This is a genomic window from Yersinia thracica (assembly GCF_902170565.1).
GTDB classification, from domain to species: Bacteria; Pseudomonadota; Gammaproteobacteria; order Enterobacterales; family Enterobacteriaceae; genus Yersinia; species Yersinia thracica.
On record NZ_CABHXX010000065.1, the window covers coordinates 12,932 to 27,402 of the forward strand.

Sequence of the window (14,471 nt, forward strand, 5' to 3'; positions counted from 1 at the left end):
GATGCAAAAGCTAGCTGAGTTGTATCGTGGCAAGGCGAAGACCGTCTATACCACCGAAAACCCTGACCTGTTGGTATTGGAGTTCCGTAATGATACGTCAGCACTGGATGGTCAGCGCATTGAGCAGTTCGATCGTAAAGGCATGGTAAACAACAAATTTAACCATTTCATTATGGCTAAATTGGAACAAGCCGGTATTCCAACCCAGATGGAAAGCTTGCTGTCAGACACCGAAGTGCTGGTGAAAAAGCTGGAAATGATCCCGGTTGAGTGTGTTATCCGTAACCGTGCCGCCGGTTCTTTGGTTAAGCGTTTGGGTATCGAAGAAGGTCTGGAACTGAATCCACCGCTGTTTGACTTGTTCTTGAAAAATGACGCCATGCATGACCCGATGGTCAATGAGTCTTACTGCAAAACATTTGGGTGGGCGACAGAAGCACAATTAGCGCGGATGAAAGAACTGAGCTATTTGGCCAATGACGTGCTGAGCAAGCTGTTTGATGATGCGGGTTTAATCCTGGTGGACTTCAAATTAGAATTCGGCCTGTTCAATGGTGAAGTGGTGTTGGGGGATGAGTTTTCTCCTGATGGCAGCCGTTTGTGGGATAAGAAAACCCTGAACAAAATGGATAAAGACCGCTATCGCCAAAGTTTGGGTGGTTTGATTGAAGCCTATGAAGAAGTTGCGCACCGTATCGGCGTAAAATTAGACTAACTGCGCAATCGATTACGTTTTCTCTGACGTAATCATTTTAAGGGGAGATAACCTCTATCTCCCCCTATTATCTCCCCCTATTCTTCTTATTCTCCCCGCAGCATTAATCATTTATGCTTTTAATGGTATTTGCCTTGCAGATTTCCTAGGATAATACATAAGGAATATATCTGGAGGCAAAGCTATGCGTTGGCAAGGTCGTCGCGAAAGTGACAATGTAGAAGACAAACGGGGTGATTCTTCTGGCGGTGGTGGCGGTTTTCGGCCACCCATTGGCGGCAAAGGCGGCCTTGTCATCCTCATCGTGGTGCTGGTGGCGGGTTACTATGGCGTTGATTTGACGCCGTTGCTAAATGGCAGTGACCCTATGTCTCAAACCCAGACTCAACCTCGCTCGCAAAGCGCTGTCAGCGCCAAAGATGACCAATATGCCAAATTTACCTCCGTGGTACTGGCTGATACCGAAGATACCTGGAAACCTATTTTTCAAAAGATGGGGCGCAACTACCAGGAGCCTAAACTGGTGATGTATCGTGGTGCAACCCGTACCGGCTGTGGCACCGGTCAGTCGGTGATGGGGCCATTTTATTGCCCGGCGGACAGCACGGTTTATATCGATTTATCTTTCTATGAAGATATGAAAAACAAACTGGGTGCGGACGGTGACTTTGCCCAAGCCTATGTGATTGCTCATGAAGTTGGGCATCATGTGCAACATTTGTTGGGCATTGACACCAAAGTGCGGCAACAGCAGCAGGGTGTCTCTGAAGCAGAAGCTAATCGCCTGTCAGTCAAAATGGAATTACAGGCCGACTGCTTTGCTGGTGTGTGGGGCAAAGCGATGGAAAAGCAAAATGTGTTGGAAGTCGGTGACTTACAAGAAGCGTTGAATGCCGCGCAGGCCATTGGTGATGACCGATTACAGCAACAACGCCAAGGGCGGGTGGTGCCAGATAGCTTCACTCATGGTACTTCAGCACAACGTTATACTTGGTTTAAACGGGGGTTCGACAGTGGCGACCCTAATAACTGCAACACTTTTGCCACCCGCTAATAGCGCTAGAACCTCACGTAAGCAGAGACTATTATAAGAAAACTTTTTGCCGGCGCATTCATCGCCGGTATTTCATTGCAAGGCAGGGATAACTATTATGGTAAGGCAAAATAACTATGGCCGCTCTTGATCCCACTTTATTAATCCTCTTGGGGCTGGCTGCACTCGGCATTATCAGCCACAACATGACTGTCACACTCGCTATTCTGACATTAATCGCGGTGCGTATTACTCCGCTGAATCAGTTTTTCCCGTGGATAGAAAAATACGGTTTAACCATCGGCATATTGATTCTCACTATTGGCGTGATGACACCGATTGCCAGTGGGAAAATCAGTGCCAGTGAAGTGCTGCACTCCTTTGTTCAGTGGAAATCTATTTTAGCCATTGTGGTCGGGGTGGCAGTGTCCTGGCTCGGTGGTCGGGGTGTTTCGCTAATGACTCATCAACCCTCTGTGGTGGCGGGGTTATTGGTCGGGACCGTGTTGGGCGTGGCCCTGTTCCGCGGTGTACCGGTCGGGCCATTGATTGCCGCCGGATTACTCTCATTGGTTATCGGTAAATCCTGAGGTGACCAACGGCATTATCGCCAGCCAGGCGCTGATGGCGCAGCAGGGGCATCGGCGTTTACTGGTGCTCAGTGGCAGTGCTGATTGGGCGCGGCAGCAGGCGATAAATCTGTCCGATCAATTACCCGGAGATTGGTGGTGGGTTGGTGAATCTCTGCCGCCCAATATTAATGGCATCCGGCCTGGTGCGGCCAAAACTTTGTTGGGGCTGGAGGGGCTACACGGCGTATTTGATGCCAGCGATGGCCTGAATACCGAAGCGCTGGCGGTATTGGCCGGGGCATTGCGGGCTGGCAGTTGGTTGGTGATGTTGGTGCCCAAGTGGGGCAGTTGGCCACTTTTACCCGATGCCGACAGCTTGCGTTGGAGTGAGCAGAGTGCCCCAATCACCACACCGAATTTTATCCGCCATCTACAGCGCCAACTTCTGGCCTCTCCCGATGTCGTTTTGTGGCAGCAGGGGCAGTTGCCACCAGAAATGCAGTTTGATATTCGCCCAAATTGGCGGCAACCTGACGGCACGCCCACCGCAGAACAGCAGAATATTCTTCAGCGCTTGATGCAGGCCAGGCAAGGTGTGTGGGTGCTGACGGCGGCACGTGGGCGCGGTAAGTCGACACTGGCGGGTATGCTGGTGGCGCAGTGGTCGGGCAAGTGCTGGGTCACCGGGCCGGGCAAGGCAGCAACTCAAGTATTAAGCCAGCAAGCCGGAGAGCGCGCGCGTTTTTGGGCACCAGATGCGCTGCTAGATTTCTGTCAGCGCAATGATGTCAGTGATGTCGACTGGCTATTGATTGATGAAGCCGCCGCCATCCCAACCGCGCTACTGTCGGCGCTTTTGGCCTACTTCCCACGGGCATTATTAACCACCACGGTGCAAGGCTATGAAGGCACCGGGCGCGGATTTTTATTAAAGTTTTGCGCGACTCTAAGTGATTGGCATCATTTAACATTGACCAACCCGATCCGCTGGGCCAGCCATGACCCACTGGAGCAGATTATCGACGACATCATGTTGTTTAATGATGACTGGGTGAATGATGACTTACCGCCGACCGCTTCCGCCAATGCACAGGTCGAGATCTCTGCTTGTAAACAGTCTGATTGGTTGAATAATCCCGAGCTATTGCGCCGTTTTTACGGTTTGCTTTCCAGCGCCCATTACCGCACCACCCCGCTGGATTTACGGCGTTTGATGGATGCGCCGGGCATGCATTTTTCTGCCGCAAAGATGGCGGATTCAGTAATAGGCGCTTTGTGGCTGGTGGATGAGGGCGGGCTGGATAGCCGATTAGCGCACGATGTTTGGGCGGGCAGGCGGCGGCCAAAGGGCAGTTTGGTGGCGCAATCGCTGGCCGCTCACAGCGGGCAATGGCAAGCACCGATCTTATTATCCAGACGAATTAGTCGCGTTGCGGTAGCGCCATCCTGGCGACAACAAGGGATTGCCCGGCAGATGATTGCTGCCGAACAAGCTCATGCGCAGCGAGAAGAGCTGGATTTTCTTTCGGTCAGTTTTGGCTATACCGCAGAATTAGCGTGCTTTTGGCGCGCCTGCGGTTTTCAACTGGTGCGCATGGGCAGCCATAAAGAAGCCAGTAGCGGCTGTTACGCGGCAATGGCTATGCTGCCCCTCAGTCCGGCAGGGGAAATGCTTTGTGAGGCCGCACGGAAGCAATTAGAGCGCGATTGGTATTGGTTGCAGCAATGGATTGGTCTGGAAACGCCAGTATCCTTACTCCCGCCAGAACAACCTGATATCACCTTAAATAATGATGATTGGCGGGAGTTGGCCGGTTTTGCTTTTGCTTTGCGCCCGTTAGAGGCGAGTTTGCCCGCGTTACAGCGGCTGTTGTTGCAAAAAAAGCTGTTGCAGACAGAATTACCGCTTCCCGCCTTGCGGCAATATTTGCAGCAGGGGCGTGCAGCCGCGGAAATTGTTCATCAGTTGGGTCTTTCCGGACGCAAAGCATTGGTGGCTAAGTGGCGGCAGGAGGCCGCCGAGGGGATGGCGGCGATTGATGTTGATAAAAAATACCACTCTTTCAATTCTCTGCACCAACTCCATCAATAAAACCCAATATCCTTTTCAAACCAGCCGCCTATAGTTAACCGTATAAATTATTTTGATACTAAAGGCTGCGAAATGAGTAAGAAATATATTGTGGTGCAACAACCGACACAACCCGAACAATTAATTTTGTTATTTCATGGTGTTGGCGACAGTGCTGCCGGGATGGCACCGGTCGGCAGCCATTTTGCTCAAGCTTTTCCGCAGGCGCTGGTGGTCAGTATTGATGGGCCGTTTGCCAGCGGAATGGGCAGTGGGCGGCAGTGGTTTTCCGTGCAGGGGATAACCGAACAGGGGCGGCAAGGGCGTATCGATGAAGTGATGCCCGAATTTATTGCCACGGTGCGCCATTGGCAGCAACAAAGTGGGCTTGGCGCACAACAGACTACATTGGTGGGTTTTTCACAGGGCACCATAATGTCATTGGAAGGGGTAAAAGTTCAGCCACAATTAGCCGGGCAGGTCATCGGGTTCAGTGGGCGTTTTGCCTCTTTGCCACAGCAACCTATCACCGACGTGGCCGTCCATCTGATTCATGGGGAACAGGATGGCGTTATTCCGGTAGAACAGGCCAAAGCCGCAGCGCGGTGCTTAACGGCATTGGGGGCTGCTGTGACATTGGATCTGGATGCCAATACTGGGCATGGTATTAATCAGCCGATGCTGGCGCGGGCTATTGCCCATTTGCGCCAGGATTTTGCGGGGAATTAACTCAGGGTAAGCCGCGCTCCGGCCATTTACTTTTTCTTGTCTTTGTCCGGCCAGTCGTCGTCATCATCCCACTGCGCATTATTGTCGCGGTGGGGGGGGATCTCCGGCTTATTGCTCAAAAATCTCTTATGATCAAGACGACGTAACTCTTTGATGCCATTTAAGATCATGCCGACAAGTATGATAAGAATGACCCACCAGTAATCCGCTAGCCAATGCATGTTAAATTCCTTTACCCGTCATATTTCAAGAGGTTGTGTCTTGAAACCCATTGGGTATAGTTATAAATCGTGAAAAAATCATGGGTAAATGGCTGGAAAGCCACTCACTACCCGCCACATCCTGTGAGTGCCAGGCTTCCAGTAGGATGGCTGGTGTCAGTAAATGCTGCGCCGCTGCCGCCAGAGGGTGGTAACTCAGGTGCCAAGGTTCTGCGGCAACACCGCCGGTATCTTTGCTAAAGGGCTGGTAAAAACCAAATTCAGCCATGTGCGCATCAAGCCATTGAGTTAGTGGATAAAAATACCCCCCCGCTTGATACTCCCACGGCTCCAGTTGCAGTTTTTCCCCCATGGGTAACAGTGATGGATCGTAAATATCTAAATCACTGCCCCAATGGTGGCGGCTGGCCCCCGGCAGGGCAGACCAGCGCAAGATAGCTTCGCAACGGGCGGCGGCATCAAGCTGAGAAATGTCTATCGGTTGGCTATCTTTATCTAATACTGGCCGCTCGCCGCGAAATTTACCATTCCAGATAGCCAATTGGCGGTCAAAATCACGAAAAGTGCTGGCCGGCTGTAAATCAAAACCCGCCACTTTGGCCGCTTGTTGCATGGCCCGAAAGGCATCAACCGCCGCTGGCTGCATGCGGTGGTTGCCGGTTAACATCACTAAATGCTCCGTTGAGCGCCCGGTAAGCATCTGTGGTGTCAATGTATTGGCTGTCATGCGATGAGTTGCTCCATGATTCTCTGATACATCCGGCTGAGCAGTTGTAAATCAGCGGCGTGAACGCATTCATTCACTTTATGGATTGTGGCATTAACCGGCCCCAGCTCCACCACCTGCGCGCCCATTAAAGCAATAAAACGGCCATCGGAGGTGCCACCGGTGGTCAACAATTGTGGCGTAATTTCAGCATAATGTTCGACGGCGTTGACCACGGCATCCACCAAAGCGCCACGGGCGGTCAGGAATGGCTGGCCGGATAATACCCATTCGAGGGTGTAATTGAGTTGATGGCGGTCTAGCAAAGCTTCAACCCGCTGCTTAATCATGCTGTCAGTCAGTTCAGTGCTGAAGCGGAAGTTAAACTGCACATAGAACTCACCGGGGATCACGTTATTGCTGCCCGTTCCGGCATGTAAATTGGCGATTTGCATGCTGGTGGCGGGGAAAAACTCATTGCCTTCATCCCATTGGGTGGCAACCAACTCATTCAGGGCGGGCATCGCGCGGTGAACCGGGTTGTCAGCCAAATGAGGATAAGCCACGTGCCCTTGAACACCGTGGATATGCAAGTTGGCGGTGATTGAACCGCGGCGGCCATTTTTCACCACATCACCGACGCGGTCGGTGCTGGATGGCTCACCCACCAGACAATAATCCAGCCGCTCATGGCGCGCCATCAGGGCATTAACCACTTTAACTGTGCCATTAATGGCTTTGGCTTCTTCATCGGAGGTAATCATAAAAGCCAACCGGCTTTGATGATTCGGATGTGCGGCAACAAAGCGCTCAGCCGCAACCACCATGGCTGCCAGCGAGCCTTTCATGTCGGCGGCACCCCGGCCATACAGCATGCCATCGCGAATGGTCGGTTCAAAGGGCGGGCTGCTCCAGTGGTTTTCATCACCGGTAGGAACCACATCGGTATGACCGGCAAACGCCAGTGTTTTACCTTCGCCACGCCATGCCCAGAAATTAAGGGTATCACCAAAATTCATTGGCTCGACAGTAAAGCCGATGGCCTCTAAGCGCTGAATCATGATCTCCTGGCAGCCCGCATCATTTGGGCTGAGCGACGGGCGTTTAATCAATTGTTGGGCCAGGTCGATTACCGGACAGATCATGTTATTGCACCTCAATAGCGTTTTGGTTATGGGTCATATTTTGTTGCGCCAGATATTGCTGAATAAATAGTGGGTAACTTTCTATTTTGAAGCCCAATAGCATCTCGCCATTGGCGGCTTCCAGCAGCGGGCGTTTGATGATAGCGGGCTGCTCCAGCATCAGTAATTTGGCTGATTGCGCATCAGTGATTGTATCGCGCTGGGTCTGCGGCAGTTTGCGCCAAGTGGTACCGCGGGTGTTCAGCAACGGCTCCCAACCCAGTTTATCGATAAAACCTTGCAACTGCCCGTCACTCAATCCATCCACGCGATAATCGTGAAACTGATAGGTAATACCTTGATCTTCCAGCCAGCGACGGGCCTTTTTTATGGTGTCACAATTTTTAATGCCATAAAGGCGCAATAATGGAGCTGCTGGGTTCTCTGACATGGGAAAATAATACCTATATGTGCGTGTTAGTTCAAAACAACAACTCTCTGGCGCTGGTTTAGATCGCCACGAATCAATGTTGATTAGATACTTCGATGATAACGCAAGTTGCTACGACTTTGATCCCAATTATGAATTAATCGTGGATCGCGGGGTAAGTGCTGAAAATTCAGATGGTTATGGGGATTTAAATGCAGCCGAGAGTTTTAGCCAATCTGGTCAAGGTCTGCGGCATATTGGCGAATGGCTTTTTGGTAGAGACTGATATCCTGATGATTTGAAGTTTCAGCCAGCAATATCAATAAGGCGGCGACCGCTTCTTTGGTTTCACCCAGATTGTACAGTGTCATCGTCCGGAGCAAGGTTATTTCTTTAGCCTGTGGGAAACTCACCAGCGCGCGATCAAAAGTATCCAATGATGCTTGATATAACCCCAAAGCCCGATAAGTGCTACCCAATCCCAGATAAGCTTCCTGCAACTCTTGACCCGCCAGATTATGCTCGATAGCAGCACGATAGAAGGGGATCGCTTGCAACTCTAACCCTTGCACATCATACAGCGAGGCAATTTTATACAGCAGACTGGCGTTATGGGGATCACTGCGCAGTAAATTTTGCGCCATTGTCACCGCATCATCATAACGGCCCAACTCTTTCAGCGAATCAATAGAATGCTTCATGGTTTTGCTCTGTGGTTGACCCATAAACAAAGTATATCAATGAGCACGCTACTCCGGAATCACCTAACAGGCAAGCAAAGTGGCGGTTTACTCACTAATCGGCCCATTTTGTATTCCACTTTGAATCTTTGTAGATAATTTTATTGAGTGATAATCACACTCAGTCAAGGTTAAAAAATGAGCACTATCACAAAATAGGAAGACAAAGAATTAACTTCATTGCTAATTAATGGATATTGAATATATGTTCGTGATTGGTTTCATAAATGTAAATTGGAGTTAATTCTATGTTATGGAAGATTAAGGTGTTTATGATCAAAGCAGTGGCACTGACAGCTTTCTCTGTGTCCGCTCAATCCGCAGCGCAACCCCCAGTTTATTACCCCGCTGATTATCAAAAAATTGTAGAAGGCGCCCGAAAGGAGGGCAAGGTGGTGGTGTATGCCTCCACGGATATCAAAGCTGCCGCCCCGCTGATTAAGGGGTTTGAAGCCACCTATCCGGGGATTAAAGTTGAATATAACGACATGAATAGCACCGAGTTATACAACCGTTATATCAGTGAACAAGCATCGGGCAGTGGCAGTGGTGACGTGGTGTGGAGTTCCTCTATGGATACCGCCCTGAAATTGGCGATTGATTATGCGCAGGAATATCTCTCACCAGAACAGAAAGAATTACCCGCATGGGCGGTATGGAAAAATAGAGCCTATGGCACCACTTACGAACCGGTGGTGTTTATTTATAACAAACGGCTGATACCGCCAGCCGATTTCCCAACCACCCACGCCGCCCTGGCAAAATTCATCGCCAGCCAGCCGGATAAATTCAAAAAGAAAGTTACCACCTATGATATTGAAAAATCAGGTTTAGGATTCATGCTATCAGTACAAGATTTCAAAGCTGATCCTAACTATTTCGCGACCTTGGCGGAGATGGCCAAAGGGGGGCTGACGGTGCAGTCTTCCACCGGCACGATGATGGAAAGAGTGTCATCCGGCGAAAATCTGATTGGTTTCAATCTCCTCGGCTCTTACGCGGAAGCTCGAGCCAAAACGGATCCTTCTCTTGGGATTGCCTACCCGCAGGACTACACCTTGGTGCTGTCGCGCGTCATTTTCATCAGTAAAAATGCAGCCAATAATAATGCGGCCAAACTGTGGCTTAACTATGTGCTATCGGAAAAAGGCCAAAATATTTTGGCTAATCAATCGGATATTCCTTCCATCCGCAATGATATCGAGGGTAGCAATGATATCGACGGCATGACCAAAAAACTGGGGGCGGCACTCAAGCCTATCCCGGTTGATGAAAGTCTCTTGGAATATATGGAGCAGGCTAAGCGTCTGGATTATATCAAGCAATGGCGTCTTGCTGCGGCGAAATAAAGGCATCCTCTGGTGTGTATTGCCGATGGCGGTGCGCACCCCTGACTTACCCTTTGTTATTCATGGATATCTAACCCACAGGACTCATTATGAAAGCATTGCGCAGAAAGTGGCAGGGCTTGCCGCGCGGCTTGGTCGTGTTGATAACAACATTGGTTATTTACATACCGCTGTCATTTATTGTTATTCAAAGTTTCCTTTCAGCGCCTTTCTTCTCACCCGCCAAAGTGCTCAGCTTCGAAGCATTCCGCTTTATTTTTGCTGATCCTGATTTTTATAAGGCGCTGAAAAGCGGATTTATTCTGGCTTTCGGGCTGGTGGTTATTGCTATTCCGCTCGGGGGAATTCTGGCCTTTCTGATGGTCAGGACGGATTTACCGGGGCGGCGGATCATAGAACCCTTAATTCTGGTGCCTATTTTTGTTTCCCCGATGGTGCTGGCGTTTGGTTATGTGGTGGCGGTCGGGCCGGTGGGCTTTATGTCCCTGTGGGCCGAAGCTCTGCTGGGCGTGGTGCCGTGGAATATTTATGCCATGTCCAGCATTGTGGTGATTGCTGGCTTAACGCATGTTCCCCATGCTTATTTGTATATCTCATCGGCATTACGCAGTGTGGGTTCTGATGTTGAAGAAGCCGCGCGCACGGCGGGGGCTTCCCCTCTACAGGTTATGAGTTCAGTGAGTTTGCCGATGGTGCGCCCGTCAATCCTCTATGCCACGGTATTGCTGTTCTTCCTCGGGCTGGAAGTGTTTGGGCTGATGTTGGTATTGGGTGATCCTGAGGGCAACCTGGTATTGGCAACTTATCTCTATCAGTTGACCAATAAACTGGGTACCCCGTCCTACCATCTGATGGCCGCGGTTGCTGTGGTGCTTATTTGCATCACTATCCCGTTAGTGATGTTACAGCGCGTATTGATGCGCACAGCTAATCGTTTCGTGACAGTCAAAGGCAAAGCTTCTCAGGCGCGGCTGTTGCCATTGGGTAAATGGCGTTGGGTGGCGGGGGGCGTGGTGGCCTTTTGGCTAACCGTCACTATTGGCGTCCCGCTGCTGGGAGTGGTGCTGCGCGCTTTTGTGTCCAACTGGGGGGTGGGGATATCCCTCTGGGATGAGTTATCCCTCGAGACTTTCCGCACTATTTGGCAGCAACCTAATCTGTTGCGCGCTATCGTCAACTCAATGGCCATCGGGGTGTTCGGCGGTGCGCTGGCGGTTATCTGTTATCTGTTTATCGGCATTGCCATGCACCGCAAACCGGATGGCGTCACGCGCTTTCTCGACTACAGCGTGCTGGTGCCGCGTGCGGTTCCGGGCTTGCTGGCGGGGCTGGCATTTCTCTGGGTGTTCCTGTTTTTGCCAATGTGGCTGGATAATTCATTGAAAGAGGGCTGGTTATCCGTCTTGCCGATAGCTGAATGGTTGCGGGAACATCTGGTGGTGTGGCTCCGTTCTTTGCGCAGCACCATCTTCAGTGTTTGGTTGGCCTACACCGTGGTGTGGATGGCCTATGGCCTGCGGCTGATTTCCTCGACATTGCTACAAGTGGGGCCAGAGCTGGAAGAAGCGGCGCGCAGCAATGGTGCCAGCCGGGGCCAGGTCACTCGCCATGTCACCATTCCGTTAGCCCGCTATGGTCTGATTGGCTCGTGGTTGCTGATGTTCCTGATTTTTGAGCGCGAATATTCCACTGGGGTTTATCTACTTTCTCCGGGGACGGAAACTATCGGCTCGATGTTGGTCTCGCTGTGGGCGGCGGGTGCGATTGATATCGTCGCCGCACTCTCTTTTATTAATATCCTGCTGGTGGTGTTGGGGCTGGGTGTTGCGCTGCGCTTTGGAGTTAAATTAAATGATTGAACTTTCAGTAGATAACTTGCATTTAACTTATGGCGATAATCCCGTATTGAAAGGGGTTTCGATGCAATTAAAACGCGGTGAGGTCGTCTCATTGCTGGGGCCATCGGGGAGTGGCAAAACCACGTTATTGCGGGCAGTTGCCGGGCTGGAGAAGCCGGTGCAAGGGCGCATTATCATTGGCGAAAATACGGTTTATGACGGTATGTCGCGCCATGAAATCCCAGCCGAACAACGCAATCTGGGCTTGGTGTTCCAGTCTTATGCTTTGTGGCCACATAAAACGGTGTTTGAGAATATTGCTTACCCGTTGAAATTACGCAAAATCTCGGCGGTGGAAATCACCCGGCGGGTACAAAATGTACTGGATCAACTGGGGCTGGGGGAATTGGGCCATCGTCATCCTCACCAACTTTCCGGTGGTCAGCAGCAACGTGTGGCTATTGGTCGAGCACTGATTTACAACCCGCCGGTGATTTTGCTGGATGAGCCGCTGTCGAATCTGGACGCCAAACTGCGCGAAGAAGCGCGGGTATTCTTGCGCGAATTGATCATTAAACTCGGCTTGTCCGCACTCATGGTCACCCACGACCAAAACGAGGCTATGGCAATATCGGATCGTATCTTATTGCTTAATAATGGGCAAATTGAGCAGCAAGGCACGCCACAGGAAATGTACGGCTCGCCATCGACGTTATTCACGGCTGAGTTTATGGGCAGCAATAACCGCTTACACGGTAAGGTTACGCAGGTGCACGAGGGTAAGGCGCGAATCGAGGGTAAAGATTGGGCCTTGTGGGGATGGGCTGGTGAGGGGGTGATTGCCGGTCAGGAGGGGACGGCGGTGATCCGCGTGGAGCGCGTCTGTCTGGGGGATGACCCGAATGGCAACCAACTGACTTTACCTCTGCTAACCAGCATGTATCTGGGAGACCGCTGGGAATACCTGTTCCGCACGGCGGCTGAGGATTTTGTCATCCGTGCTTATGGCGCGAAAGTGGGGCAGGAGGAACTCTGCCAGCTCTCTTTGCCGGTTGAGCATTTATGGGTCTTCCCTAAAGTATAAATCTGCCTTACAACCATATTAAGCTGGATGACCCCCGGCCAGCTTCCCCCAAAGCAGGCCGGGTTTGCCGCCCCTTTGCGGGTCTTCTCATTCGCCGGCTTTCAATTTTGACTGTTCAAAAAATAGGCGTATAATCAGCCGCGATAATTAGAGAGGAAGTTATGGTCGATTTTGAGTTAAGTACGTGGAAAGAGTTTATCGAGGCTATGCTGCACAAAGCCTAGGCGAATAAACCGGCAGTAAGAATTGATATCTTTTGTTGTTTTATCGATACACACCAAGGGGCGAGGATTCGCTCGCAGGAAGGCAGAAACGCTATAGTTTCTGCCTTTTTTATTGGCCATTTATCACTCTTATTTATCACTCTCAGTCGATTGTCACTAACGGTTTTGATATTGATAGCCCATCCAGGGAACAACGATGTTGCCACTGTTAATAAGAAAGAAACGCTCAAAGCCGGGGATCAACACATTGACGACAGTACAACCGGAAGCGCTTTGATAGAGAATATTAACCAGCAGTTGATATCCGCGCTTATTTAACTCCCGCTCCACCCGCAATAATTGCTCAATCACTGGTTTGATGGGGGCGTCTTCTGGAATATCGATACTATGCAAGGTTCTATCCGTTAATAATCCGGGCAAATAGGCTTCACAACTGCGGCGCAGTTTTGGCCAGCGTGATAAACGACGTAAAGAATGATGCTGCGTATTAACAAGATAAGGATAGCGATTTACGATGGAATGAAACTGAATGAGTTCTGTTATCGCTCTGGATATGGCGTAATAAGGCGAGAGGGAGGTTCCTGCACCAAATAAATGTACCGCCTGACAGGGTTTATGGCCGAAAGCGATAAAAGTTCGACAGATGGAAGATTGGCTGATTTCGAGAACTGTAATGTTATCTGCTATTTCCGCCTCAGCATTTCGCCATAAGGTGTGAAGTTGTTCTTGTATCGAATCAGGGTTAACCAGCCGTAACGCTTTGTTGCTATCTTGATAAAAATAATTAATCAAAAACTGTGATAAATCTTCGCGCTCAATGCTTTCGTTCGCGGCATGCAGCGTGGCTTCCTGAAAAGAGGAGCCAATGGCTGTGCCACTGTTACTGGAATAACGGCGTAATACCTGATAATCGAAGTTGTCTCCTTCGAGGGGCGAATCTGCGTAATCTGGGGTTGAAAAAACGACGGGGTAAAAAATCGAAATATCTCCGGAGATATTACTGTAATGGCGACAAGCAATTCTTGTATTGGGTTGAGTTTGTAGCTGATCTCTGACGAAATCAGTACAACCCAATGTATGTTGTAGTGTATTGGTTTTACATAATGTCATTTCGCCGAATTTTTGGTGATTGGTTGAAACATAATGTTCAAATGCTTCATAAAAAGCACCGGTTAGAGCCGCACCATCAATACCTTTACCTACACCTTTACTGAGTAAATTATTATTATGATCATAAATATCACATGTGGTTGTAATGATATTTTGACCCAAATTTTCTATATGGGGAGTGATGGCATCATCTTGAAATTCAGCCAGAATTCGTTTTTTTGCTTCGGCTAATGTGATTTCACGCTCATAAGGTAATTCCATTCATTTATCTCCTGTTAACAATTAATTAAGGAGGCCAAAGCCCCCTTAATTATGATGCTATTCATTTTCCAGTTCAGCTAACTCCTTTTCTGTTAGACAAGTAAGATGTTCATTGTTTTCAATAGACTCATCTTCATCGACTTTATTTGGTAATAAACCGAGAATACCCATGGTTATATCTCCTGAGTTTCTTGAGGTTAATGTTGTGTTTTTATTCCCGAAGTATAACGGGAGAAATAAATATGGATGATGAATTTAAATTGG

14 protein-coding genes are annotated in these 14,471 nt (G+C 49.8%); 8 read left to right on the top strand and 6 right to left on the bottom strand.

What is annotated here, in order from left to right; all coding sequences use genetic code 11:
- The first annotated feature begins 1 nt into the window (after position 1).
- From purC to ypfH, 5 genes are all read left to right on the top strand, one after another.
- A complete protein-coding gene (gene purC, locus FTA91_RS07325) occupies positions 2-715 on the top strand; it encodes a phosphoribosylaminoimidazolesuccinocarboxamide synthase (protein WP_050112512.1) in 714 nt (237 codons plus the stop codon).
- A 184-nt stretch (positions 716-899) separates the two neighbouring features.
- A complete protein-coding gene (gene ypfJ, locus FTA91_RS07330) occupies positions 900-1,769 on the top strand; it encodes a KPN_02809 family neutral zinc metallopeptidase (protein ID WP_145535288.1) in 870 nt (289 codons plus the stop codon).
- 116 nt (positions 1,770-1,885) lie between these two features.
- A complete protein-coding gene (locus tag FTA91_RS07335; protein ID WP_050112514.1) occupies positions 1,886-2,338 on the top strand; it encodes a DUF441 domain-containing protein in 453 nt (150 codons plus the stop codon).
- A gap of 1 nt (position 2,339) precedes the next feature.
- A complete protein-coding gene (locus FTA91_RS07340) occupies positions 2,340-4,412 on the top strand; it encodes a tRNA(Met) cytidine acetyltransferase TmcA (protein ID WP_328592878.1) in 2,073 nt (690 codons plus the stop codon).
- Between the two features lie 72 nt (positions 4,413-4,484).
- A complete protein-coding gene (gene ypfH / locus FTA91_RS07345) occupies positions 4,485-5,120 on the top strand; it encodes an esterase (protein WP_050112516.1) in 636 nt (211 codons plus the stop codon).
- 26 nt (positions 5,121-5,146) lie between these two features.
- Here ypfH and FTA91_RS07350 read toward each other — a convergent pair whose 3' ends face one another.
- The 5 genes from FTA91_RS07350 to FTA91_RS07370 form a co-directional block, all read right to left on the bottom strand.
- Positions 5,147-5,341 (bottom strand): YpfN family protein, encoded by a 195-nt coding sequence (locus FTA91_RS07350; protein ID WP_050112517.1) that lies wholly within the window; start codon positions 5,339-5,341, stop codon positions 5,147-5,149.
- Between the two features lie 25 nt (positions 5,342-5,366).
- Positions 5,367-6,068 carry a M15 family metallopeptidase gene (locus FTA91_RS07355; RefSeq protein WP_145535286.1) on the bottom strand — a complete coding sequence of 234 codons (702 nt, stop codon included), beginning with the start codon at positions 6,066-6,068 and terminating at the stop codon, positions 5,367-5,369.
- The gene (gene dapE, locus FTA91_RS07360; RefSeq protein ID WP_050112519.1) at positions 6,065-7,192 is read right to left on the bottom strand and encodes a succinyl-diaminopimelate desuccinylase; all 1,128 of its coding nucleotides are present in this window, start codon (positions 7,190-7,192) and stop codon (positions 6,065-6,067) included. The genes FTA91_RS07355 and dapE overlap by 4 nt, the downstream gene beginning before the upstream one ends.
- Before the next feature lies 1 nt (position 7,193).
- Positions 7,194-7,622, bottom strand: a complete 429-nt coding sequence (locus FTA91_RS07365) for an ArsC family reductase (protein ID WP_050112520.1) — start codon at positions 7,620-7,622, stop codon at positions 7,194-7,196.
- Between the two features lie 206 nt (positions 7,623-7,828).
- Positions 7,829-8,302, bottom strand: coding sequence for a tetratricopeptide repeat protein (locus tag FTA91_RS07370; protein WP_050112871.1), 474 nt, complete (start codon positions 8,300-8,302; stop codon positions 7,829-7,831).
- Positions 8,303-8,589: 287 nt separating this feature from the next.
- Here FTA91_RS07370 and FTA91_RS07375 point away from each other — a divergent pair, with 287 nt between their 5' ends.
- The 3 genes from FTA91_RS07375 to FTA91_RS07385 all read left to right on the top strand — a co-directional run bounded on the left by FTA91_RS07375 (position 8,590) and on the right by FTA91_RS07385 (position 12,612).
- Positions 8,590-9,690 carry an ABC transporter substrate-binding protein gene (locus FTA91_RS07375; RefSeq protein WP_145535284.1) on the top strand — a complete coding sequence of 367 codons (1,101 nt, stop codon included), beginning with the start codon at positions 8,590-8,592 and terminating at the stop codon, positions 9,688-9,690.
- An 89-nt stretch (positions 9,691-9,779) separates the two neighbouring features.
- A complete protein-coding gene (locus tag FTA91_RS07380) occupies positions 9,780-11,549 on the top strand; it encodes an ABC transporter permease (RefSeq protein WP_050112522.1) in 1,770 nt (589 codons plus the stop codon).
- A complete protein-coding gene (locus tag FTA91_RS07385; RefSeq protein ID WP_050112523.1) occupies positions 11,542-12,612 on the top strand; it encodes an ABC transporter ATP-binding protein in 1,071 nt (356 codons plus the stop codon). Before FTA91_RS07380 ends, FTA91_RS07385 begins: the two co-directional genes overlap by 8 nt.
- Before the next feature lie 380 nt (positions 12,613-12,992).
- Here the strand turns inward: FTA91_RS07385 and FTA91_RS07390 are convergent, their stop codons facing one another.
- Entirely contained in the window at positions 12,993-14,207 is a 1,215-nt protein-coding gene (locus FTA91_RS07390) for a YcaO-like family protein (protein WP_050112524.1), read from the bottom strand.
- Positions 14,208-14,471: the final 264 nt, after the last annotated feature.